Annotated in this window: 28 protein-coding genes; 15 read left to right on the forward strand and 13 right to left on the reverse strand. The window is 33.2% G+C overall.

All coding sequences use genetic code 11. The features are described 5' to 3' along the window. The first annotated feature begins 54 nt into the window (after positions 1–54). Positions 55–612: a DoxX family protein gene (locus SIB53_RS07675; protein ID WP_413677655.1), complete on the forward strand. Its 558-nt coding sequence runs from the start codon at positions 55–57 to the stop codon at positions 610–612. 15 nt (positions 613–627) lie between these two features. On the opposite strand, the gene SIB53_RS07680 is transcribed toward SIB53_RS07675, so the two are convergent. Further along, on the reverse strand, positions 628–936 hold the full coding sequence (locus tag SIB53_RS07680) for a hypothetical protein (RefSeq protein WP_413677656.1): 309 nt from the start codon (positions 934–936) through the stop codon (positions 628–630). A gap of 263 nt (positions 937–1,199) precedes the next feature. On the opposite strand from SIB53_RS07680, the gene SIB53_RS07685 reads away from it, so the two are divergent. Continuing rightward, positions 1,200–1,403, forward strand: a complete 204-nt coding sequence (locus SIB53_RS07685) for a hypothetical protein (protein ID WP_011293667.1) — start codon at positions 1,200–1,202, stop codon at positions 1,401–1,403. A gap of 147 nt (positions 1,404–1,550) precedes the next feature. Further along, positions 1,551–1,760 carry a hypothetical protein gene (locus SIB53_RS07690; RefSeq protein WP_413677657.1) on the forward strand — a complete coding sequence of 70 codons (210 nt, stop codon included), beginning with the start codon at positions 1,551–1,553 and terminating at the stop codon, positions 1,758–1,760. Between the two features lie 14 nt (positions 1,761–1,774). Here SIB53_RS07690 and SIB53_RS07695 read toward each other — a convergent pair whose 3' ends face one another. Genes SIB53_RS07695 through mnmH form a run of 3 tightly spaced genes read right to left on the reverse strand, consistent with a single transcriptional unit; the run spans position 1,775 to position 4,312 of the window. Then, entirely contained in the window at positions 1,775–2,863 is a 1,089-nt protein-coding gene (locus SIB53_RS07695; protein ID WP_413677658.1) for an AI-2E family transporter, read from the reverse strand. 9 nt (positions 2,864–2,872) lie between these two features. Then, on the reverse strand, positions 2,873–3,214 hold the full coding sequence (gene psb28 / locus SIB53_RS07700; protein WP_413677659.1) for a photosystem II reaction center protein Psb28: 342 nt from the start codon (positions 3,212–3,214) through the stop codon (positions 2,873–2,875). A gap of 42 nt (positions 3,215–3,256) precedes the next feature. Then, positions 3,257–4,312, reverse strand: coding sequence for a tRNA 2-selenouridine(34) synthase MnmH (gene mnmH, locus SIB53_RS07705; RefSeq protein WP_413677660.1), 1,056 nt, complete (start codon positions 4,310–4,312; stop codon positions 3,257–3,259). Between the two features lie 39 nt (positions 4,313–4,351). Between mnmH and SIB53_RS07710 the strand changes: the two genes are divergently transcribed. Then, positions 4,352–5,068: a GUN4 domain-containing protein gene (locus SIB53_RS07710; protein WP_413677661.1), complete on the forward strand. Its 717-nt coding sequence runs from the start codon at positions 4,352–4,354 to the stop codon at positions 5,066–5,068. A gap of 127 nt (positions 5,069–5,195) precedes the next feature. Further along, positions 5,196–5,588: an ATP-binding protein gene (locus SIB53_RS07715; protein WP_413677662.1), complete on the forward strand. Its 393-nt coding sequence runs from the start codon at positions 5,196–5,198 to the stop codon at positions 5,586–5,588. 4 nt (positions 5,589–5,592) lie between these two features. Here SIB53_RS07715 and SIB53_RS07720 read toward each other — a convergent pair whose 3' ends face one another. From SIB53_RS07720 to glnA, 3 genes are all read right to left on the reverse strand, one after another. Beyond that, entirely contained in the window at positions 5,593–5,850 is a 258-nt protein-coding gene (locus SIB53_RS07720; RefSeq protein ID WP_413677663.1) for a DUF6439 family protein, read from the reverse strand. A gap of 56 nt (positions 5,851–5,906) precedes the next feature. After that, the gene (locus tag SIB53_RS07725; RefSeq protein ID WP_413677664.1) at positions 5,907–6,968 is read right to left on the reverse strand and encodes a class I SAM-dependent methyltransferase; all 1,062 of its coding nucleotides are present in this window, start codon (positions 6,966–6,968) and stop codon (positions 5,907–5,909) included. Positions 6,969–7,106: 138 nt separating this feature from the next. Further along, positions 7,107–8,528, reverse strand: coding sequence for a type I glutamate--ammonia ligase (gene glnA / locus SIB53_RS07730; protein WP_413677665.1), 1,422 nt, complete (start codon positions 8,526–8,528; stop codon positions 7,107–7,109). A gap of 225 nt (positions 8,529–8,753) precedes the next feature. Between glnA and SIB53_RS07735 the strand changes: the two genes are divergently transcribed. Continuing rightward, positions 8,754–9,917: a pyridoxal-phosphate-dependent aminotransferase family protein gene (locus SIB53_RS07735; RefSeq protein ID WP_413677666.1), complete on the forward strand. Its 1,164-nt coding sequence runs from the start codon at positions 8,754–8,756 to the stop codon at positions 9,915–9,917. Here the strand turns inward: SIB53_RS07735 and SIB53_RS07740 are convergent. After that, complete coding sequence (locus tag SIB53_RS07740) at positions 9,897–10,364, reverse strand: nucleoside deaminase (protein WP_413679140.1); 468 nt, start codon at positions 10,362–10,364, stop codon at positions 9,897–9,899. The genes SIB53_RS07735 and SIB53_RS07740 overlap by 21 nt on opposite strands. A 153-nt stretch (positions 10,365–10,517) precedes the next feature. Between SIB53_RS07740 and SIB53_RS07745 the strand changes: the two genes are divergently transcribed. Next, positions 10,518–11,888, forward strand: a complete 1,371-nt coding sequence (locus SIB53_RS07745) for a pyridoxal phosphate-dependent decarboxylase family protein (RefSeq protein ID WP_413677667.1) — start codon at positions 10,518–10,520, stop codon at positions 11,886–11,888. A gap of 113 nt (positions 11,889–12,001) precedes the next feature. Here the strand turns inward: SIB53_RS07745 and SIB53_RS07750 are convergent, their stop codons facing one another. The 3 genes from SIB53_RS07750 to SIB53_RS07760 all read right to left on the reverse strand — a co-directional run bounded on the left by SIB53_RS07750 (position 12,002) and on the right by SIB53_RS07760 (position 14,619). Continuing rightward, entirely contained in the window at positions 12,002–13,480 is a 1,479-nt protein-coding gene (locus SIB53_RS07750; protein ID WP_413677668.1) for a DUF697 domain-containing protein, read from the reverse strand. Between the two features lie 93 nt (positions 13,481–13,573). After that, positions 13,574–14,026 (reverse strand): signal peptidase II, encoded by a 453-nt coding sequence (gene lspA / locus SIB53_RS07755; protein WP_413677669.1) that lies wholly within the window; start codon positions 14,024–14,026, stop codon positions 13,574–13,576. Between the two features lie 20 nt (positions 14,027–14,046). Continuing rightward, the gene (locus tag SIB53_RS07760; RefSeq protein WP_413677670.1) at positions 14,047–14,619 is read right to left on the reverse strand and encodes a biotin transporter BioY; all 573 of its coding nucleotides are present in this window, start codon (positions 14,617–14,619) and stop codon (positions 14,047–14,049) included. Between the two features lie 84 nt (positions 14,620–14,703). Between SIB53_RS07760 and SIB53_RS07765 the strand changes: the two genes are divergently transcribed. Then, complete coding sequence (locus SIB53_RS07765; protein WP_413677671.1) at positions 14,704–14,925, forward strand: NAD(P)H dehydrogenase assembly family protein; 222 nt, start codon at positions 14,704–14,706, stop codon at positions 14,923–14,925. Between the two features lie 18 nt (positions 14,926–14,943). Here the strand turns inward: SIB53_RS07765 and SIB53_RS07770 are convergent, their stop codons facing one another. Together SIB53_RS07770 and SIB53_RS07775 are read right to left on the reverse strand one after the other, a co-directional pair. Next, positions 14,944–16,152 carry a M16 family metallopeptidase gene (locus SIB53_RS07770; RefSeq protein ID WP_413677672.1) on the reverse strand — a complete coding sequence of 403 codons (1,209 nt, stop codon included), beginning with the start codon at positions 16,150–16,152 and terminating at the stop codon, positions 14,944–14,946. Positions 16,153–16,193: 41 nt separating this feature from the next. Further along, positions 16,194–17,426 (reverse strand): M16 family metallopeptidase, encoded by a 1,233-nt coding sequence (locus SIB53_RS07775; RefSeq protein ID WP_413677674.1) that lies wholly within the window; start codon positions 17,424–17,426, stop codon positions 16,194–16,196. Between the two features lie 411 nt (positions 17,427–17,837). Here SIB53_RS07775 and SIB53_RS07780 point away from each other — a divergent pair, with 411 nt between their 5' ends. The 7 genes from SIB53_RS07780 to rpsB all read left to right on the forward strand — a co-directional run bounded on the left by SIB53_RS07780 (position 17,838) and on the right by rpsB (position 23,372). Continuing rightward, a complete protein-coding gene (locus tag SIB53_RS07780; RefSeq protein ID WP_413679141.1) occupies positions 17,838–18,521 on the forward strand; it encodes a phycocyanobilin:ferredoxin oxidoreductase in 684 nt (227 codons plus the stop codon). Continuing rightward, positions 18,515–19,432 carry an efflux RND transporter periplasmic adaptor subunit gene (locus SIB53_RS07785; RefSeq protein WP_413677675.1) on the forward strand — a complete coding sequence of 306 codons (918 nt, stop codon included), beginning with the start codon at positions 18,515–18,517 and terminating at the stop codon, positions 19,430–19,432. Before SIB53_RS07780 ends, SIB53_RS07785 begins: the two co-directional genes overlap by 7 nt. After that, positions 19,432–20,607: an ABC transporter permease DevC gene (devC, locus tag SIB53_RS07790; protein WP_413677676.1), complete on the forward strand. Its 1,176-nt coding sequence runs from the start codon at positions 19,432–19,434 to the stop codon at positions 20,605–20,607. The genes SIB53_RS07785 and devC overlap by 1 nt, the downstream gene beginning before the upstream one ends. A 33-nt stretch (positions 20,608–20,640) precedes the next feature. Beyond that, entirely contained in the window at positions 20,641–21,333 is a 693-nt protein-coding gene (locus SIB53_RS07795) for a DevA family ABC transporter ATP-binding protein (RefSeq protein WP_413677677.1), read from the forward strand. Between the two features lie 36 nt (positions 21,334–21,369). Further along, positions 21,370–21,525: a hypothetical protein gene (locus SIB53_RS07800; RefSeq protein WP_011293689.1), complete on the forward strand. Its 156-nt coding sequence runs from the start codon at positions 21,370–21,372 to the stop codon at positions 21,523–21,525. Positions 21,526–21,608: 83 nt separating this feature from the next. Next, the gene (locus SIB53_RS07805; protein WP_413677678.1) at positions 21,609–22,541 is read left to right on the forward strand and encodes a glycosyltransferase family 2 protein; all 933 of its coding nucleotides are present in this window, start codon (positions 21,609–21,611) and stop codon (positions 22,539–22,541) included. Positions 22,542–22,679: 138 nt separating this feature from the next. Beyond that, positions 22,680–23,372 (forward strand): 30S ribosomal protein S2, encoded by a 693-nt coding sequence (gene rpsB / locus SIB53_RS07810; protein WP_413677679.1) that lies wholly within the window; start codon positions 22,680–22,682, stop codon positions 23,370–23,372. Positions 23,373–23,375 lie beyond the last annotated feature (3 nt).

Consider the following 23,375-nt stretch of genomic DNA (forward strand, 5'->3'; position numbering starts at 1 on the left):
TGTCCACGCTTTGTATGCTTCTGCAATTAAAGTTCAAAAAAACATTAGGTTAAATTGCTTAGTACCATCCTCTATAAAACAATTTTTAAGGATCTAGCCATTCTTCTTTTGAGAGTTTTTACTGGTGTGCTTCTCATACATCATGGTTTTGAAAAGTTAAATGACATAAATAACTTCGCTGATGCATTTGTACGTCCCCTTCACTTGCCTTTCCCTGTCACGCTTTCTTACATAGCTGCGGCTTCTGAAATACTTGGAAGTTGGTCATTGATTATTGGACTTGGGACAAGATTAGGAGCATCTGCCATTTTAGGAACAATGAGCGTTGCTATCTATCATGCTCTAATTACCTCAGGCTTTAACATTTATTTGTTAGAACTTCTCGCTCTATATTTCTCATCAGCTATTTCAATAATATTTTTAGGCCCGGGAAGATTTTCGGCTGATTATTTGATAAATGAATTTTTTATAAATAAATTAATACAAGTTGATATCAAATCTGAGAAAAAAATAATTGCGAGGTTAAAGCCTTTGAAGAAGAATATAAATTTAAATAAATCTAAGAAATCAAAAGTTTTTGAATTCCCTTTCTCAAGTTTCTTGTCATCTTAGTTATCTCTAATAGATTTAATTTTCTTCCCTTTTTTTCATTGACCAGTAAAACCACATCCATGTTGGTAAAGTTATAAAGAAGCCAATTAAAAATATATAACTTTTTGTCGTATCCCAGGAAGCTTTGTCACAGGATATTTTGATTTCTCTTGAGTTTGAAACTTTCGAGCTTAGGCTCCTACAAATATTTAATCCATGAATACTAAGAGTGCCATACGTGATGGCTGTAGGTACAGTAGCAAGAAATATTGCAATTATTAGATTGCCTAGCCTCAGATTGAGGTCTTTTCTTTTTTTTGGATCCATATATATATTCTTAACCATCTCATAGAGATTGCCCAGAATAATTCTTATTTTTTTACAAAATAGGAATTATGCACTCCTTATAATCTTTTGATTTTATTATGCTGATATATAGAGAGATTTATTTCTGCAAATTTCCTTGTAATCTGTATTTTATTAATTATTAAGTATGTTAAAAAAACTTTTGATTTATTCTAACTTTATAACCTTTGTAAAAATTTAGATGCTTAATATACTTGTCTTAAGCTAAAGTAAAAGATATATGCAATTTAATTTGTTTTATAATGTCTACCAGTAAGAGAGAGGAAGTTAGTTCTCATTTGCGTTATATCAGGCAGGAGCTTCGAGACTTGGATCAAATGCTTGGCCAATATGGCTTGTTGCCTGAGTTGTCTGAGCTTAAAGAGGTATATAATTCCCTAGATGCTCTACATCAATTGCTTTCAGGTAAAGTTAAAAAGAAACCTAAGCCGGAATTTGATGATTGATTTTTTTAATTACTCTTTGAATAGTATTTTGAGCTCCTTCATTGAGAATTAATTAATTTTGAGTTTTATATATTGAACAATAATTATTAGGACTTGCAAAAAAAAAAAACTACTAACAAAATATATATAGGGATTTTAATTAAGCTAATGCCTGAAGAAGCTTGGAAAAACCAGTATAAGAAATGGAAAAATTTAAAACCCTATCAAATCAGATTGATTGATGATGGCCCTAAAAGTCAATCTCAGGCCTGGCTTCTAAACTCAATGTGGTGTGAATGGATGGATTTGCAAAGCAGAAATTTATCGGAAAATTCAAAAAAAGATATTTCTTCATGGACTGATCCCTGGGATGCATAGTAATTTTTACATAATTATCTTTTTCTTTGGGTTTGAGTAGAAAAATATTTTTTTTCTAATATGTCAGTAATAATTACTTCTTTCACAAAGACTTGAATTACTACAGCCATTGGTATTGCTAACAGCAAACCTATTGGTCCAAAAAGAATAGTAAATATAAATTGAGCAGTAATTGTTAGCCCTGGAAGTAACTTAACTTGTTTGTGCATTATTGAGGGTGTTATTACATAGCTTTCAATATTTTGAATTACTATATATAAGCCTAGAACAGCGAGTGATTTCCATGGAGTATCAAGTAATGCAACGGAAACAGGAAATATAGTACTTATTGTTGGACCTACATTTGGGATAATATTTAAAAGACCAGCTATTAAAGCATTAGCAATTACTAACTTTATTCCTAATAAATACAGTCCAATAGAAGCAAATATTGCTACACATAATGAGCTAAGTACAACTCCAGCCATCCAACTACTTAAGGCGTTACCACAAGTAAATAAAATGGTTCTTGCACGTCTTCTATAAAAAGAGGGGATTAATAATATGGCAACTTCTCTATATGAGCTTGGCTGTAAAGTTATCATTAATCCAACAGACACTATGAATAAAAGTTGAAGAATTCCTATCCCAACATTACTGACTAAACTGATTAATTTTGTTATGCTATCTGTTACACCACTAGCTAATGTAGCTCCATCTGGGATAATACTAAGCTGATCTATTAATAATGATCTATCAGCTAAGTTTGGAATATTATCTTTATAAATAATTTCTGCAAAATCAAAAAATGTATTTATTAAAAGCTCCCATAGCTTGCTTACTGCTGTTGGTATCTGATTGATTAGCTCCTGAAATTCACTGGTGAACTGAGGTATTATTAAAACTATTAAAATACTTGAAGTTAGTATTATAGAAAATATTGTTATTCCTAAAGATATCCATCTTGGTATATGAAAAAAATCACGAATTTTACCAGTAATTGTGCAAAGAGCCATCGCTATAACTATTGCAGCGAAAAATAGTATAATTATTTCTTTTAAACTCCATAAAATCAATATAGAAATGATTAAAGATGTAAATGATAGTAAGTTAGTTATTTTCAATTTTTATATTTAATTTCTAGTCAATGAATTTGCATACCTTTTAGAAAAACGCATGAACCTTTCAAATTCTTTTTCTGAATTCCAGCTATAGGTAGAAGTTACTTCTTTAATAAGATTTTCTGAAATAAATAGATCAATCTTTTTTATTAAAAGCTCACCTTCTTCATCAATTAAATACATTTTTTTTATTGATTCAAAATTCTCTAGTGTGATTGATGTAGGGTTGAAAAATTTATATACTGCTTTACCTTTTTTGCCATCACAATCCCTAAACAAACGTATTTCAGGATTCTCTTTTTCATTTTCCCCTTTAATAAATTGAATAGCAACAGTCTCGCTGATTTCTGTCATATCTTCAATAGTTGTTATTAATAGATATCCTCTTATAGAAAACTATAAGGGATTGAGGTTCTTATTTAAGATTTTAATTAAAGATAATTTTAGGCTTAGACCACTAAGATCAATCGAATCTATTATTTTTGTTTTTTTAAGTTCGTATTCATAGCATCTATCGTAATAATCAAGCATAGCTTCACATGCTTTTGACCATTCTTTTTGCTTAATCGCAACTAATGCTTCTTTTGTTCTCTGTGGCCCTAATCTTTTTTCTATTCTCTTTACAGCGTTTTCTAATTCATTTTGAGTGTTTTGACTATAAAGATTGACTAGATTTTTTATACGCTCATTCTTCGTTTTTATTATTTCCAGTATTGGTGCTTTTTTCATTTTCGAATACAACATATTTGGTATGCGACATTTCCCTAGACTAGAACTTTCAGCTTCTAGCCATATTTCAATAGCGTTGTTGTTTTTGTGAAATTGATCAAGAGATTCTGCGAGGATGTTTTCGAATTGTTGAGTTGTAGGTTGCTTCTCCATACCTAATGAACCAAAACTACTTCCTCTATGATTAGCAATTCCTTCTAAATCAATGACATGTATATTTTCTTTATTTATGAAATTAAGTAGATCTGTTTTTCTTGTACCTGTTTTACCTCCGATAAGTCTTATGGGTAAATCAGCCTCAAACTGATTTAAAACCCATTTTCTATAACTTTTATATCCACCTTGTAATAAATAGGTCTTAATTCCAATGCTTCTTGCAAGCCAAGCAAAAGCAGCTGATCTCATTCCACCTCTCCAGCAGTAAATTCGTAATGATTTATCACCCCCCTCTTTTTTTGTAATTGTTTTTACAATCAATTCCAAAAGTTTTGTAGTGTTTGGAAGGGTTACTTTTAAACCTATAAATACAGCTTTTAAGCGGCTTTCTCTCTTATAGCTTTTTCCTATAGTTTCTCTTTCCGTATCAGAAAACAAAGGAATATTGATAGCGCCTGGCCAATGACCTTCAGAAAATTCGCTAGGACTTCTTACATCAACTATTGGACTGGTTAAATTCCGAAAATCCGTTACGGGATAGCCTGAATTGGTAGCTTTCTCTGACATAGTATTAGTGCCTAGGTCATTTTAGGCCAGCAGTAGATCATGACTGAAGAAAAATCAAATCCAAATAAAGAAAGCATAGAAGAGTTCCTGAAGTCTTTCAGAATGGCTTCAGATAGGAAACGACTTGGCTTGTTAAATGTTTTAGAAGAACGAGTGGAGGAGCTTCTTTCACTAGGAGCATCTTTAATGTCTAACTTTGATCCAGGTTCATGTGACTGGGTGGCGGGTTTTATTTTGCAACTTATTCACAAAACAGATGACAATTTTATAAAAACTAATCTCAATTGCGAAGACCTTTGTTGGTTCAACGCCTCATCAGAAGTTGGTTTTGATTATTCGCCTTTACAGCAATATTTATTAAATGAAAGTTATGAAGAGGCCGATCGTTTCACAAGCTCAAAACTTAGAGAGCTAGCAGGAGAAAAGGCTGTAAAAAGAGGATATGTTTATTTTTCTGAGGTTGAATTAATACCTAATATTGATATCTCAACTTTAGATAAATTGTGGATAGTTTATTCTAGAGGAAAATTTGGCTTCACTGTTCAAGCAAAAATACTAGATTCACTAGGAGGCCGATATGACAAACTTTGGCCTCGAATAGGTTGGAAAAAAGATGGAGTTTGGACTAGGTATCCTAAATCATTTAATTGGTCAATTGAAGCACCAAATGGTCACATGCCATTAGTTAACCAGCTTAGGGGAGTTAGATTGATGGATGCTTTGTTAAATCATCAAGCATTAACAGAAAAAAACTAAACATTTAATGATGAATGTTTAAATTTTTTATTGAATCCTGTTTATGACGTAAATTTAATATGTATTATTTATATATAGGCTGTTTTTTTGATCAAAAGATTAATTTACTAAGAATTTTTAATTAATTGTGAAGCCTTCTAAGAACTGGGCTGTATTTATTCATCCCTCTACTTTAAAACTAGCATCATTTGTTGAAACTCTTTTAGAGCCTGTAATATGTAGAGAAACTGCAAAAAAAATTGAACTAGGGTTGCATGAGGCTCTTGTTAATGCTGTAGTTCACGGAAACTTATCGAACCCTAATAAAGTTGTTCGCGTTAGAAGAATTCTCACTCCAAACTGGTTCGTTTGGCAAATTCAAGATGAAGGAATAGGAATAGTAAAAAATAAAAGGTTAAGTTCTTTACCTCTAGAGATTGATGCCAATAGTGGAAGAGGAATATATTTAATTCATAAATGTTTTGATGATGTTAGATGGAGTAGCAAAGGTAATAGACTCCAGCTTTCAATAAAGAAATAATAGCTTAATGGCTTTTACATCCTTCATCTTTTATATCTTCTTTTATCCATAATATTGCTTGATCCAGTAGGTTTTGTATTTCTATTTCATCTCCATCGTTAATTAATTGTGAAATTGCAGAAATAATTAATTCACCACTTCTTCTTTGTTTATTTCCCCTAAATTTGTGCCAATTATAATTATCAAGACTGATTTCATTATGAAGTTCTTTTGCAAGTGACTTTGCTTTCTCTGACCAAATTGTTTTATTTTTTCTGATCATAATACTAGGTTGGTTTTAAGTGTTTTGAAGGTATTCTTGGAAATCTTTTAATGAAATTAACTTGGTTTATTTGCTTTCCATACTTTAGTCATGAAGTGTGATTCACAAGTTATTGATGAAAACCCACTTTGATCTAATCTTAAATTTATATCGTCTATAATGTAGTCCCTGTAATAAGGCTCATGGAATATTTTATGAAAGTTTTCCATAATTGAAGTGAATTTTGGAGAATCCTCTATCTGTATGGAGTCGGCAAGGACAAGAGTACCGCCAGGTTCTAGTAATCTATAGCATTCGTTCAAAACATTTTGTCTTGCATCTCTAGGAAGCTCATGAAAGAGGAAAACACAAGTTAAAGCTTGAAAACTGTTTGATGAATAAGGCATGTTTTCAGCATTCCCCTTTGTGAGTTGAACAAGATCACCACTTCTGGAACTTAAATATTTACTTGCTTGTTTTAGGTACGAACCTGATAAGTCCAAACCATAAAGTTCTACTTGTGGTAACGCACTTTTTATTTGCTGGAGAGTTCTTCCTGTCCCTGTCGCAATATCTAAAACTTTTACTTTCTTTGAGCTTTCAGATAAATATTTTTTTAGACCTCTTTTTAAAGGAGACAAAATTCTTCTTCTCATAGAATCGGCTGTTCCGTTAAAAAGAATCTCAACTTGTAAGTCGTAAATTTCAGCGGAATGATCACTAAGGTATCCATCCGTTTGATGATGAAAATTTTGTAAATAGTAGCTTGGGTAATCTTCCTCTTTGATATTTCTAGGGATTTCTCTGGTTTTATTTTTTTTACGTCTCTCCCATGTTTTTGGCATGTCAAGCCAAATTAAAGGATATTTCTTTGCCCATTCCAACCAAGGAGCTTCAAAAAGTTGAGATTTTGGATAAATGCCTGCCTCTGCTTCTTGCCAATCAATTCTTTCAAGCTTTTCCATCGATCTTCTAACTTCTTTTATTAGATCTTGATTGATTGGAAATTTGCCCGGAGCAGCTTCTGGTGCAAAAACTTCCATTAATTTTGTACTCAACTCTTTATGAGCTAATCCAGCCAGTGTTTTGCCCTGTTGAAGAGTGTGATATGCAATTTTTTTAAGGCTTGGCTTTGCCATGAACCATTGACTAAATTTTTATTATTATCTAACAGATTTGATTGATTAGTGACCAGATAACTAAAAAAAATAAGGTCTACGAACAATTTGAACGTAGACCTTATTTTTAAGTACCAGTAATTAATTCAAGGATTTAGTCTAGGCGTCATAGTACATAGTGAATTCATGAGGATGAGGCCTTTGTCTTAACTGTTGAACTTCTTCGTATTTAAGATCTATCCAGTTATCAATGAAATCATCAGTAAATACTCCCCCTTCAGTTAGATATTTGTTGTCACTTTTCAATGCCTCTAATGCATCATTCAACGAGGAAGGAACAGTATCTATTTTTGATAATTCCTCTGAAGGAAGATCAAAAAGGTCAACGTCAACTCCATCACCAGGATCAATTTGGTTCTTGATTCCATCAATACCTGCCATCATCATTGCAGAGAAAGCAATGTAAGGGTTAGCTAATGCATCACCCGATCGGAATTCAAGCCTCTTGGCTTTAGGACTTGGCCCAGTCAAAGGAATTCTTACAGCTGCTGATCTATTACCCTGTGAATAAACTAAATTAACTGGTGCTTCAAATCCTGGTACTAATCTTTTGTAACTGTTTGTAGTTGGGTTAGTAAAAGCAAGGAATGAAGGAGCATGTTTCAGGATTCCTCCTATATACCATTTAGCAGTTTGAGATAAATTGGCGTAAGTACCTTCTCCATAAAATAGAGGCTGACCACTTTTCCATAAACTTTGTTGAACATGCATTCCTGTTCCATTGTCATTGAAGACTGGCTTGGGCATAAAAGTTGCAGTTTTTCCATATTTTTTAGCTACATTCCTTACAATGTATTTGTAAATCATCACATTGTCTGCAGCATTGATTAGTGGTGCAAACTTCATCCCCAATTCATGTTGTCCAGCGCCTGCTACTTCATGGTGATGTTTTTCAATAGGTATTCCTAGCTCCCCCATCAAAAGAAGCATTTCAGATCTCATGTCTTGCGCCGTGTCATTAGGGGAGACTGGAAAATATCCTTCTTTAAGTTGAATTTTGTATCCTAGATTGCCACCCTCTTCAACTCTTCCTGTATTCCAGGGTGCTTCTATGGTGTCTACGCTATAAAAACTCCCACCTTCCCCTGAGTTATATCGAACGTCATCAAAAATAAAGAATTCTGGTTCAGGACCAAAGAATGCAGAATCTGCAACACTTGTGCTTCCTAAATAATCCAATGCTTTTTGTGCCAAAGCTCTAGGACATCTGGCATATGGTTCTCCACTTCTAGGCTCCTGAATTGAACAAATCAAGCTAAGAGTTTTGTGATGATAAAAAGGGTCTATCCAGCTTGTTGATGGATCTGGAACCATTGCCATATCTGATTCGTTTATGGCTTTCCATCCACGAATTGAAGAACCATCAAAAGCAAGTCCTTCTGAGAAAGAACTTTCTTCAATGAGCTCTGAAGCTACGGTTAGATGTTGCCACTTACCATGTAAGTCAGCGAATTTTAAATCTATTAGCTCAATGCCCTCATCCTTAATTTGACGAAGAACATCTTGAGAGGTCTTGCTCATGATGAATTTGATTTACAACAGAGATACTTAATTATGAACGTAATAAGCGATTGCATCTCTTTTTGTATTAAGAAGCACTTTTTTTAGACTTTTAATAGAAAACCTTGATTATTTTTTGTCTTCTAGGGCATATCAAGCAAATTCCTATTGCAATCCCTAAAAAAAACACCCCGACTTTGCCTATTGCCTTTTAGGCTCGGTAGATATACAAAAAGATCTGTTTTCTTGGCCACTCAAATTCTTCCTTCTGTTGATAATCAACATCGTAAAGATTTTGGTCCAACTGTTTCTCCTGAAAGGTTATTGCTTGGGCCAGGCCCATCAAACGCAGATCCTGCTGTGTTAAAAGCCCTTTCTCAGCCTCCCATTGGTCACTTGGATCCCTTTTATGTGGACTTGATGAGTGAGGTTCAAGAGTTACTGAGATATGCATGGCAAACTAGCAATCGATTAACACTTCCAATGAGTGGTACAGGTAGTGCAGCAATGGAGGCAACGTTAGCAAATGTTGTTGAGCCAGAAGATACAGTTTTAATTGCCATCAAAGGGTATTTTGGTCATCGACTTGCAGATATGGCTGGAAGATATAAAGCGAATGTTAAGACCATTCAGAAAGATTGGGGGAATGCATTTTCTCTCAATGAAATAGAAGATGCGCTGAAGGAACATAACCCAGCTGTATTAGCAATTGTTCATGCAGAAACTTCAACAGGTGTTTGTCAACCTATGGATGGAATTGGTGATTTGTGCAGAAAATATAATTGTTTACTACTTGTCGACACAGTGACTTCTTTGGGAGGTGTTCCTCTTTATTTGGATGAGTGGAAAATAGATTTAGCTTACAGCTGCAGTCAAAAAGGATTAAGTTGCCCTCCTGGATTAGGTCCTTTTTCAATGAATGAGAGAGCTGAAAATAAAATGTCTAATAGAAAAGATAAGGTCCCTAATTGGTATCTAGATGTTTCTCTATTAAATAAATATTGGGGTAGTGATCGGGTATATCATCATACTGCTCCCGTAAACATGAATTTTGGAATTAGAGAAGCGCTTAGATTGTTAGCTAAGGAAGGATTGGAAGTTTCATGGGATAGACATAAAAAAAATGCAAAATCACTATGGAATTCGTTAGAAAATATTGGTTTGGAATTACACGTTAAAGAAGAATTACGCTTGCCAACGCTAACAACAGTAAAGATTCCTGATGGTATTGATGGTAAGGCATTTACCAAGCATTTACTTAATAATTTTGGTGTTGAGATTGGAGGCGGACTTGGTGATCTTGCTGGAAAAGTATGGAGAATTGGTTTGATGGGTTATAATTCTACTTTTACTAATGTAGATAAGATAATAAACATTTTTGAAACTGAATTACCTAAGTTTAGACAATAAATTTTTTCTAGATAACCCCCTTTTGTCTTTGAACCAATTTACGATTATTTTTCTAGATTCTTCTTCCATTATTCCTCTTTCAATCACCATATTATGATGAGCACTTTTATGTTCTGCGAGATTAATCGTTCCACCTAGTGCGCCTCTTTTGAGGTCTTCAGATCCATATATAATCTTCCCCATCCTTGCTTGTATTAAAGCGCCTGCACACATTGGACATGGCTCCAGATTTACAATCAATGTACAGTCATTAAATCTCCAATCATTATTTATCCAAGAAGCTTGTCTTAGCGCTACTAACTCTGCATGACCTAAGGGATCTTTCATTGACTCCCTTCTATTCCCTCCATAACCAATACATCTCCCCCTTTTGTCAAGAATGACTGCAGCAATTGGGACTTCCCCTTTCTCGCCTACTAGCTTTGCTTTGGATAACAATCTTGTCATCCATTGTATTTTTTCTTGCTGACTCAGTGCGATTAGTTTTGACAATTTTTTAAATGTTTGGAGAATTATCAAATAAAATGTTTATCTAGAGATTAATCATTTTTTTTGGTTTGAACTGGATCATCAAATACTACAAATAGAGCCTTATTTTCTTTGGAACCTTTTGCATCACCTCACAATTTAGATAGAGAACTTCATTCCTTTCTTGCTGAAGCCTCAAGTAATCTTTGTGATTGGTTTGCTGAATCAGGCAGTCAAGGTCCAATGCCTGATTCATTTGATTTGCCTGAGGCCTTTCCTAATAAAAAAGGTGCATCCAATAAGGTTTTATTGAATGATCTTCAATTATTAATGAATGGTTCTTACCGGCCATCTCACCCAAGGTCTCTTGCTCATTTAGATCCTCCTCCTCTGTCAGCATCAATTGTTGGAGAGCTTATTTGTGCAGGTTTAAATAATAATCTTTTGGCTGAAGAATTATCACCTAGCTTGACATCTTTGGAAAGGAACCTGTGTAAATGGTTTTGTCAGAAATTAGGTCTTGGTGATTTGTCTGGAGGGGTAGCTGCTAGTGGGGGAAGTTTAAGTAATTTAATGGCATTAGTTATTGCAAGAAATATTGCTGGTCTAGAAAATGATCCAAGTGCAGTATTTTTTGCAAGTGATGATTGCCATGTCTCATTTTCAAAATCTCTAAGGATTATGGGACTTAAACAATCATCTTTGCAAAAAGTTCCTACTGATGCAAAAGGTAAATTAGATATTTCTTACTTGTCATCAAATTTAAGAAAAATAAAATCTCAGGGGAAGAAATGTTTTGCTGTCGTGGCTACAGCAGGAACTACTGTAAGAGGAGCTATTGATCCACTCTCTGAAATCGCTAAATTTTGCAAAAAAGAGAAAATATGGCTTCATGTTGATGGCGCAATTGGTGGAATTTATGGACTATCAACAAAAACCTCAGAAATTGTTCAAGGCTTAGATTCTGCAGACTCCATAACTGTTAATCCACAGAAATTATTGGGTATCGCAAAAACTTCCTCTTTATTACTGTTAGCTAACAAAAAACATCTTTCTTCTACATTCGCAACTGGACTACCTTATGCCGAACCAATTACAGGAAATGATTTTCATGGAGGAGAGCTTGGAATTCAAGGTACTAGATCCGCAGAGTCCTTAAAATTGTGGATTGGTTTAAGACAATTAGGCGAAGAAGGTATTGAGAAAATACTTTTAGAGTCTATTGAAAGAAGATGTTATTTAGAATCAATAATTGATTCATCAAAATTTAAAATAATATCTGGACCTCTTCATCTTTTAGCTTTAACACCGATAAATTATACTTCTTCTCAAGCCACCGATTGGTCTATAAATACGAGAAACACTTTATTAGCCAATAAGTTTATGCTTTCAAGACCAATATATGGAGATAGATATTATTTGAAAGCTGTTATGGGCAACCCTAATACTAAATTTGAAGATTTAAAGTTCTTAGCTAATCTTATTAATAATTCAATTATTTGATATAAAAATGAAAAAGGATTTTTTTAATAAAAAAAATATTTTGGCTTTTATAACAGCTTCAATATCAATTTTTATAGGCCTAATATATTTGGCATTGGTTTTTATTTTAGATTTTAGAGGTCCGATGAGCCCTCCACCCTCTGAGGCCTTGATCTCGGCGGTAATTTTTTAAATTTTTTTTCAACTAAAGGATCAATAACCCTCTCATAAGCCCTTCTAATAAAACTTTTAAAATACTCATCTCTTTTATTTAAGTTGTAATGATATTCAACAACTTCTTGTATTCCACCATCTCCCCAGTTTTGGTTTTGTTGGAAATAAGTTATAAAACTTGCTCCTGCAATTCTAGTAAGCCAAGATACACTTACACCTTGTATTACTTTGCTAACAACTAATGTAGGAAGTGAAAGACTTAATGTTGAGCTTATTAGTGAAACACCACCTTGAACTAAACCCATAGTTGCAAGTGTTTTTCCTACTGAAATTGCTAAATTCTTAGCTCTCTCTTTTGTGATTTCAACACCATAGATTTTGGCTATTTCAATTACCATTTGTGCATTCACAGCCGCTGCTGCGATCATATCGATAACAGGTAATGGTGTTAGTATTAATGCTCCGCTACTGAGCCAACCATACTTGTCAACACATCTTTTGGCTGATTGACTTCTTTGTTTAGCTAATAATTTCTTACCTTCTTTCCCAAGATTGCTGCATTGAAGTAATATATTATCTGCGATTAGTTCTTCACCTTCTTCATGTAGTATATTTGCTAATCTTCTAATTAAACTATTGATTTCAGGGCTTGGTTGATAGGGCTTTTGGCCAGGTATTGGAATTGACTGAGGTGATGCGGATGTACAAATAATATCTTTTGGCTCAATAAAATCACTACATCTGGAGTTTAGAATTTCGATTAATCTTTTTTCCTCATTTTCTCCTCTTAAATCTATTTTATTAAGAACAAGTAAAAGTCTTTTACCTGATTTAGATAAACTCTTGATTGTTCTTGTTTCTTCAGAACGTAAATCTCCTTCTATTACTACTAACATTAAATCAGCTTTGCGTGCTTCTATTAACGCATCCTTTTCCCTTTCTCTGCCTCCTTTACCTGCTTCTAATATTCCAGGTGTATCAATGATTCTTATTCCTCTTGTAAGTCCTTTAAGTTTCATCCGGAAGGTTTCTTTTTCTCTTGTTGATCCCATTTCAGAACTAACTTTACCTACTATTCTTTTTAAAAGAGCTCTTATTAGTGAAGTTTTACCACTTGATCCAATCCCAAATACTACTAAAACAATATCACCTCTATCTAACTCTAACGAAACTCTATCCTTTTCATCTTTTAGGGCCTTGGCCTTGACTTTATCATTAATTAATTTTAGTAACTGATCAATACTTTTTAATGATTTATTTGCAGCTTCCTTTTTGGTTATTAATGACAAATCTATTAATTTATTCTCACTCTTTATTTTAAATAACGATTGTAGACTTTTTTGTAACCAATCTATTTTCTTTGAATAACTTAAACCACCTATTAATAATACTGTAATTAATACAGCAGGTATATTTATTAATCTAATTATTGCCCCCACTAAGCCTACAAATATCAAGCTAATGAAAATCAACAAAATATAAAATATTATTTTTCTTGAATTATAGATTTTCATATAATAAAAACCAATTGTTTAATATTTTATTCTTGATTTGTCTTTAGTTATATCAACTATAAAACATATTATAGCAATGTTTATTGATATATCGGCTAAATTGAAAATAGGAAAGTTAATTGGAACTAGCTCTAAAAAATCAAGAACATAACCTTTGAATAGTCTGTCAATTCCATTACCTACAGTCCCGCCTAAAAGATATGCAAGTCCAATAGAATTCCAATAGGATTTTGTTTGGTAATTCAAAATAATAGTAATTAAAAATAATGAAGCCAAGACACTTGTAATAGTAAGTAAGTTTGTTGAGTTACTAAAAAGACTAAATGCAGCTCCTTTGTTCTTAATTAGGGTGAAATTTAATAAATTAGGAATAATATTTTTAGACCTTTCAAAGCCTAATATATTTAATACTAAGAACTTGCTAAGCTGATCTAATGAAATAATAAAAAGTGAGTATGCTATTATTTTCAATTTTCTACTCTTAAATGAAATCATTTTAATATTAATATACGTTTTAATAATATTGATAATAGACTTATTGATATGCATAGTAATAATTGAGATGGAAGTGGTATAAAAGTATTTATCAAAATAAGATCGGATAAAGAATATAACCAATTTCCAAATAACTTACCAAAAACTAGATAAATAATACCTATAATATGAACAAGGCATAATGATATAACCGTATAAAATGAATAATTTATTAAATTAGCTTTTGAAGTATTTTTAGCTAAAAAACCACATGTCCAAGCAGCAGGAATAAATCCTAATAAATATCCAAATTCATGAGTTAAGATATAACCTACACTTCCTCCCCCATGAAAAACAGGTAAATAGAATAAGCCTATAATCAAATACGAAATTGCAGAAATTGTTCCTATTTGAGGGCCACAAAGCAATGAAGTTAGAAGGAGCCCTTGGATTTGCCAATTGCTATGAAGTGGGATATTCGAGAGAGATAGGTCTTCTTGAGGAATAATTATCGATGATGGTATCATGGCGCATATTATGATTAACATTACGCCTGTTATTGCTTTTACTCCGCTACTAAATTTCTGCAATGAATTTAATTAGCGTATCTTACACATTATTATTTACAAATTGATTGATATGTCAATAAGATCATTTAGATTTACTTAGCCATAATGAAATTTTCAGTTGGAGAAAAGGTATCCTTACAAGTTCCTTTGTCATATTTGAAGACAGCAGATTCTATATCAATGCTGAGACCGCCAGATCTAGTCTCACTCGATGAGATTGGCATAATTATTGGAATAAGACCTAATGATTTATTAGAAGTGAAATTTAGAATGGGAAATTTCTTGATTCCTTCTGAAAGACTTAAGATTTTGAGTAAAGACAGCTGATAATTAAATTAGCCTTGATTAGGTTTGCCAGTTTGTAATTATTTTCTGAACAACTTCTTTGTTGCTGCAAACGCTTAGCAATGGGTCCTTTAAATGTTTATTAGCAGCATCCTTGATTTCTTTACTGGTTATACTTTCGAGTCTTAGAAGAATTTCTTTATCGTGATCCTTTGTTAGACCAATTCCTAAAAGATGTGCTTTATGCTCAGCTCTTTGACTAATACTCTGCAAAGAATGTGCCATTTGGCCACGAAATTTTATCTTTACAAGATCTAATTCTTCAGGAGAGATTTCACTAATAATAATTTTTTCCCAACACTCTTTAAGTAATTGAAGAGTAAGGGTTGCTTTATCTTCAGTTGTAGACGCGTGCATAATAAATGGTATTTGATTCTCTCTAATAGGATGATAAACTCCTGCTTCATAAACTACTCCATATTTTTCTCTCAGAACTTTAAATAATAAACTTGACATGCCATAACCTAAGTAACATGATAATAATCTAAGTAAAATATCTGATTTATTATCATATCTAATTGTGGGCTTTCCTAGTAGAAGAATGACTTGTTTTGTATTTAATGATAGTGTGCAAATATTAGCTGTTTCTTTGTTTTTTATTTTAATTTTATTATTATTTTTATATGTTTTAGTTTGATCATTAGAAGTTTCAATAATCCCCTTAAATGCAATAGAATTTTCTATATAATTTTTTACGTTAATTGGGATTTTTCCTGAAATTACTAAGTTCTTTTTTCTATAAATTAATGAGCGTGCAAATGGCAATATATCTTCTTTATTGATTTTATTAATAGAATCTATTGATCCCAGTGGATCATGTCCATATGGTCCATTACCATAGACCATTTTTCTCCAGCCATCAAAAGCTAGTTGATATGTACTCTCTTTTTGTCTTTTAATTGCTTTTATCGTTAGATCTTTTTCCAATTCAAGTTGATCTATTTGAAGTAAAGGTTTTGTAATCATCCAACCTATTAAAGGAAGAAGTTTATAAGCATCATTTTCGACACATTTAAGACTGATTAGAAGACCGTCTTCGTATGTATCACAGTTTAAATTTGCTCCAGAACTTTCTACGATTTCAGCTATTTGTTTATTATTGTATGGTCCACAACCTCTAAGTATTGTCGAGCATAAAAGTTGATGGATCCCTTTTTTATCTTTTGGATCATTTCTACTACCTTCTTCTATCCATAGTTTTGCGGACATTATATTTTTGCTATAAAGCTTGTCTAGAATAATGTTCATACTTACTTCTCAGGTTCAGCAATTAATGTAAATGCATTTTCTGGATTAAATAATGGAAAAATAAATTTATTTAAGCGTGAATTTGTCCAATATGAAATATCATCTATTGTTTTTAATATTGCTTGGTGTCGACCCCATAGCGCTTGATTTCCCAATGTTGAGGCGATTTGAGTACTCAACTCTAAACCAAAATAAATATTATTTATAACTAATTTTTTTGCACGTTCCAAATCCTTATTAGTAACTAAACCTCTAGTTAATTCATTAAGAATGAAATTAATTTCACTTTCGGCAATTTTAAGATTTTCCTGTTGACAACTTACATCTAAAAGAATCAATCCACCCTCTTCAAGGATTTGTAAATCTATATCTATTGATTCAATAATACGTTTTTCTTCTCTTAATTCCTTAACAATAAGGCTATTTTTACCTTCGCATAAAATTGTGGCAACTATTTCTGCTCCTAAAATTAAGATCTGCTCTTTTGCAGGTGGAAGTTTCCAGGCTTTTAATATTCTTCCTCCCTCAAGCCTTGGAATAGTTTCTTGTTTATAACCTTTATTAAAAGTAATTTTGTTACTTAAAGCTTTCTCTTTTGAGAATGCTTTTAATTCCTTAAGTTTACTGTTGTTAATTATTGAATAAATTTCCTTAGGCAACTCTCCTACTATACATAGTGTACAGTTTTTACCTACATAATGATTTTTGTGGAATAGTTTCATTTGTTTAGGATTTATACTTTTAACAGTTTTTTCATCACCTAGTATTGGTTTGGAATATCTGTGAGGTTTTAAACATTCCTTTAGTAATTTCCTATAAATAATTTCATCTGGTTGCTCAATATTTTGTGCTATTTCCTCTAAAACTACTTCTTTCTCCATTTCAAAGGCATCTTGTTCAATTCTAGGAGATAATAATAATTCTAATATCAATTTTAGCCCTTCTTCTATTTTTTCTGGAGGTACTAGAACGTGATAGTGAACATCGTCTAACCCAGTTGCTGCATTACTACTTCCCCCGAGTGATTCAATTTTTAAATCGAATTCACCTTCTTCAAGGTTCTTACTCCCTTTAAATATCATATGCTCTAAAAAATGTGCCATCCCTTCTTCACCCTTCATTTCACAAAGACTTCCTCCTTTGCACCAAAAGTCAATACAAGTCAACGTTGATTGTTCAATATCAGCTACAACACATGTAGCACCATTAGGTAATGACCAATGATTTACTTTCATTCTAAATATCTTAAAGCACTTTAAAACTTTATGATATATTAATGTATGCTAATATGATTTAGAAATTTAGAATTATGTGATTTTAATTTCTAAATTGTAAAAGATTAATTTAATATTTATATGATTTTTATATCTATATTTTATTTCATATATAAATTATCATTATTTACTTGTTTTGTTCTTAGTACCTTATCCTTTTTTCCTAGAGTCAACGTTTGAACCCTTTATGCCTATTTACTTGCCCTAGGATAAAAATTTCTTTTTTAGTTATTTTGAGCCCTAATAATCATATAATGTTGTATAAGTACAGTTGTAAATAAACAGTCTCTATGAATCTTAGCCAAACCCTTTTAGCTTGAGTTATTAGCTTTGGAGTCAGTTTTTTGCAATCAAAGTAAATTGAATCCTCTTTTGCTTGAGGCTTTCGAACTTATAAAGAATAGAATCATTTCGTTGACTGATGTAGAACCTCTATACATTGAACCTAAGTTGAGCAAGATTTACAGCGAACTAAGTAAAGAGGAATTATTCATTATTAACGAGTTTTATCAAGCTAAAGGATTTAGAAAAATTCATTTGGAAGTTGCAAAGCTTGGAAAATCGTTGCAAATACTCCATTGTGTCTTCTTCCCTGACCCTTGCTATGAACTTCCCATATTTGGTGCTGATTTAGTAGTTAATTCAAATAATATTTCCGCCGCCATTGTCGATTTGTCACCTGTAGGGAAACATTTACCTGATTCCTTGATTTCTCAAATGAGATCATTAAAAGTCCCTAAATTCAATGACCCTAGGAAGCTGCCAGAATGGGGATTTATCTTTTCTCCGTTTGTATGTTTTATTCGTCCAGTTGATTTTATCGAAGAAAAATTATTTTTAGAACTCATTGATCAATATTTGTCACTACTTTTATCCTTATTAGTTAATGTAGGTGAAGATGAAATTAATTCGTTGGATACTACCGAAAGACTTAATTATCAAAAACGATATTGCCTAAATCAAAAACGTAATGAAAAAACCAGAGGTATTTTAACTAAATTTTTTGGTTCGTCCTGGGCAGATGAATACGTAAATAAAATCCTTTTTGAATGTTAGTTATGTTGAAATATTTATCTTTTAAATTTTTATTTCTTCTAGGTATCACACCTTTATGCGTGGTGTTTATTAGTGGTTGTAATAATAAAGATTTAGATGTTGATCAAACTCTCAAGGATATTGAAGTAGTTGATAGGATTGATGGGGTAGCTGCTTTGGGCCAATTAAATCCTTTTGGCGAAGTAAGAAAATTAGCAGCTCCAACAAGCGGAAAGGGTGGTACACCGAGACTATCTAAATTATTAATTCGTGAAGGTGACGCTATTATTAAAGACCAAATCTTAGCTGTTTTTGATACTCGTCCTAAACTCGAAGCTAATTTGAAATCAGCGCAAGCTAATTTAAATATACTAATGAGTGAAATTAAGATAAAAAAAAGGGAAATTAATAGATATCAAACTCTCTTTAATAAAGGAGCAGTTGCTGAAATTGTTTTAGATAATATGAAAGACGATTTGTTTATTTCTGAGACCAGGATTTTGAAGCTTAAATCTGATATTGATGTAATTAACGTTGATTTAGAACAAACACAGTTAAAAAGTCCAATTGATGGGATTGTTTTGCAAATTTTAGTTCGTGAAGGTGAGAGACCAAATTCGTCTGGTGTGATTAATGTTGGCGCTAACCAATTAATGGAAGCGCTTATTGAAGTGTACGAATCAGATATAGATAGAGTTCACGTGGGTCAAACTGTTGATTTAATTAGTGAGAATGGAGGATTTAATGGATCTTTAATTGGTCAAGTTAGTTTGATCAGCCCACAAGTCAGGCAAAGAAGAGTGCTTTCAACCGATCCAACTGGAGATGCTGATGCAAGAATTGTTGAGGTTAGAGTCAAGCTTGATAATTCATCAGCTAAAAAGGTTTCTCACCTAACTGGAATGAAAGTCATTGCTCGTTTTCAGCCTTAGTGGAATTAAATAATTTTTTAAAAAAAAGAAAAATACCTCTTGCTTGGCTTTTGCTGACAAGACAACCCTTAAGAATATTGGTAGCTATTGCAGGAATAGCGTTTGCTGGCATTTTGATGTTTATGCAATTAGGTTTCAGAGATGGTTTGTTTGACGCAAGTGTTACTGTTCATAAGTTATTTGACGCAGATCTGGTATTAATTAGCCCACGCTCAAAAAGTTCAATAAGTATGAGCGGTTTTCCTCGAAGAAGATTAGTTCAAGCAATGGCTCATAAGGATGTGATTGGAACAACGGCGGTTAATTGGAATTTTCTGCTCTGGCGAAACCCTGAAAATTTATCAACAAGATCTATTCTGGCTTTAGGCTTTGAGCCAAGTAAGCCATTGTTGATTGATTATGATTTTGAGAGAAAGGCTAAAACCTTAAAAAACAAAGGAAGGGTTTTATTTGATGATCTTTCCAGAGATGAATTTGGACCTATATCATCATGGTTTAAATCAGGACGTATTGTTGAAACTGAGGTTGCAGGGAAACGAGTTAGAGTTTCTGGAATAGTTAGTTTAGGTCCTTCCTTTGGCGCGGATGGGAATTTAATAACTAGTAGCGAGACGTATTTAGAATTATCTCCAGGTAATCCTAATGGAAGTATTGAAATTGGTTTAGTAAGGTTAGAGAAAGGATCTGATATAGAACAAGTTGTTCGCTCTTTGAATATAAGTTTGCCTAGTGACGTTAAGGTTATGTCTTTGAAATCATTTATAGATTTTGAAAAGAATTATTGGAAAAGTAGTACTTCGATTGGATTTATTTTTACATTGGGCGCTGCAATGGGATTTATTGTTGGTTGTGTAATTGTTTATCAAATTCTATATAGTGATGTCAGTGATCATCTACCCGAATATGCAACCTTAATGGCTATGGGGTATAACTTAAGAAGCCTTTTAGGAGTTGTAGCTAGAGAAGGATTCATTTTATCAATAATGGGATATCTTCCTGCTTATGTTTCAGGACAGGCTTTGTATGCTTTGGTTAGGTCATCAACTAAGCTACCTGTTGAAATGAGTTTTAGTAGAGCATCGATTATATTTTGCTTAATACTTTTTATGTGTATGGGATCAGCATTAGCAGCTATGAAAAAATTGGCAGATGCGGATCCTGCTGAGATATTTTGATGAATAAATCCAATGTTTTAAATTTAAAAATTTATGAAAAATATAAACAATAATACTTTAAATATTGCTTCTTTGAATCACTGGTATGGGCATGGAGAAATGAGAAGGCATGTTCTCCAGTCCATCTCAATGGAAATTTCCCCTGGCGAGGTTGTTTTATTGACTGGACCTTCAGGTTGTGGAAAGACTACTCTTTTAACTTTGATTGGAGCTCTTCGTAAAGTTCAAGATGGTGACCTAAAAGTATTTGGTAAACAACTTTTTGGAGCCAGCAGAAAAACTAGACAGAATCTTAGAAAAAATATTGGAATGATTTTTCAGGGGCATAATCTTTTGAGATGTCTTACCGCTGAACAAAATGTCCAAATGGGAGCTGACCTTTTAAATGGATTTTCATATAAGGCTCGCAGGGCTCAGTCTAGAGAATGGCTTAGAGCTGTTGGATTAGAAGACCACTTATCTAAGCTGCCGCATGATTTATCAGGTGGGCAAAAACAGCGAGTTGCCATTGCAAGAGCTCTCGCCGCTAGACCAAAATTATTACTAGCGGATGAACCAACATCTGCATTAGATAGTTCCACTGGTAGAGAAATTGTTGATTTGTTAAAAAAACTAGCTTTAGAACAAGCCTGTTCAGTATTGATGGTTACTCATGATCCAAGAATATTGGATGTGGCAGATCGTCTCTTGCGAATGGAAGATGGTCAAATATTGCCCTCTGTTTAGTAAATTAGTTAGATATAAATATCGAAAGAACTTAGTATGTCAAAAAGACGAAATCTTAAGAAAGAGAAGCAAGAGAGAAATCGAGCGTATGCCAGGAAATTTAAGAAACGTAAGCTTCGCAATGATGGTAGAGGAGAAGGTGCCGGTAATGGGGTTACTGGAACTGCAAATAATGGTGGGGCTGCTGATTAATAAATCGAGATTCAACTCGAAAAATATTTTTTTTAAATCCTTTAATTTAAAGTGTTTGAAGAAAAACTTGACTTTAATTTAGAATGTTAATTAGCGTTGTCATACCCACTTTTAACAGACTTCCGATACTAAGAAAGTGTCTAGATGCATTAGAAAATCAAGTTTTGAATATTGAGACTCATAATTTTGAAATTGTAGTAGTAGATGACGGATCAACAGATGGGACAGTTGATTGGCTGAGAAATAATATCGAGACTTATCCTCACTTAAGACTTTTTGAACAATCCCATGGAGGGCCTGCTCTAGGAAGAAATCTTGGAGTAGAAAGGTCAAAAGGTGACTTAATTGTTTTTATAGATAGTGATTTAGTTGTTGATAGATATTTCCTAAGGAACCATATTGATTCATTGTTTAGAGCCTGGAAAAAACTTGGTAATAGAAAATGTTTTACCTATGGATCTGTTATAAATACCTCTAATTTTAATAATCCGACTTCTGAACCTTATAAACTTCAAGACTTGTCTTGGGCTTACTTCGCTACTGGAAATGTTGCTATTGATAAAAATGTTTTAGAAATTTCAGGACTTTTTGACACCTCTTTTAGGCTCTATGGTTGGGAAGATTTGGAATTAGGAGAAAGACTAAGAAATATGGGAGTAAAGCTTATTAAATGTCCAAGAGCTATTGGATATCATTGGCATCCAGCATTAGCGCTTGATCAAATTCCTAATTTGATTCGAATTGAAAAAGAGAGAGCAAAGATGGGGTTAATCTTTTATCGGAAGCACCCAACTTTAAGAGTCAAATTTATTATTCAATATACCCTGATTCATAGATGCCTTTGGGAACTTCTAACTTTGGGTGGGCTTGTCAATACAAATTCACTTAGACCTCTTTTGGCTTTTCTGATCAAAAAAGGTCAATCGAGTTTAGCTATGGAATTGTTAAGACTTCCTCTTAATTTGATTGGCGTGAGACAAATTTTTAGAGAAGCATCACTATTAGGACTTCGGTGAACGATGGTTTGTTAGATTAGTGAAGTAAACACAAAAACGCACACTTGACTGTTTCGGGTGATAAAAAAGTTTTGATTTATTAATCATTATTTTGTTTATCCCTGTTAGGTGGAGGCGAACCCGGAACCCACAAAAAACATGGCTGTAGTTTCTCTCTCAGAGATGATGGAAGCTGGTGCTCACTTTGGGCATCAGACTAGAAGATGGAATCCCAAGATGTCTCGTTACATCTATTCTGCTCGTAATGGGGTTCATATTATTGATCTCGTCAAAACCGCTGTTTGTATGAACAGTGCCTATAAATGGACAAGAGGAGCAGCAAGAAGCGGTAAAAGATTCCTTTTTGTAGGTACTAAAAAACAAGCTTCAGAAGTCGTTGCACAAGAGGCAGTTAGATGCGGAGCATCCTACGTTAATCAAAGATGGTTAGGAGGGATGCTTACAAATTGGACAACAATGAAAGCAAGAATTGATCGACTAAAAGATCTTGAAAGAATGGAATCAAGTGGTGCTATTGCAATGCGACCTAAAAAGGAGGGAGCAGTATTGCGTAGAGAATTAGAACGATTACAAAAATATCTAGGTGGACTAAAAGGAATGAGACGTTTGCCTGATGTAGTTGTTTTAGTTGATCAAAGGCGAGAGACAAATGCTGTTTTAGAGGCAAGAAAACTTGATATTCCATTGGTATCAATGCTTGATACAAACTGCGATCCAGATCTTTGTGAAATCCCAATACCATGCAATGATGATGCTGTACGTTCTGTTCAACTGGTGTTAGGTAGGTTGGCTGATGCTATTAATGAAGGAAGACATGGAACCAATGACTAGATA

The organism is Prochlorococcus sp. MIT 0916, assembly GCF_047305155.1.
Taxonomy (GTDB): domain Bacteria; phylum Cyanobacteriota; class Cyanobacteriia; order PCC-6307; family Cyanobiaceae; genus Prochlorococcus_B.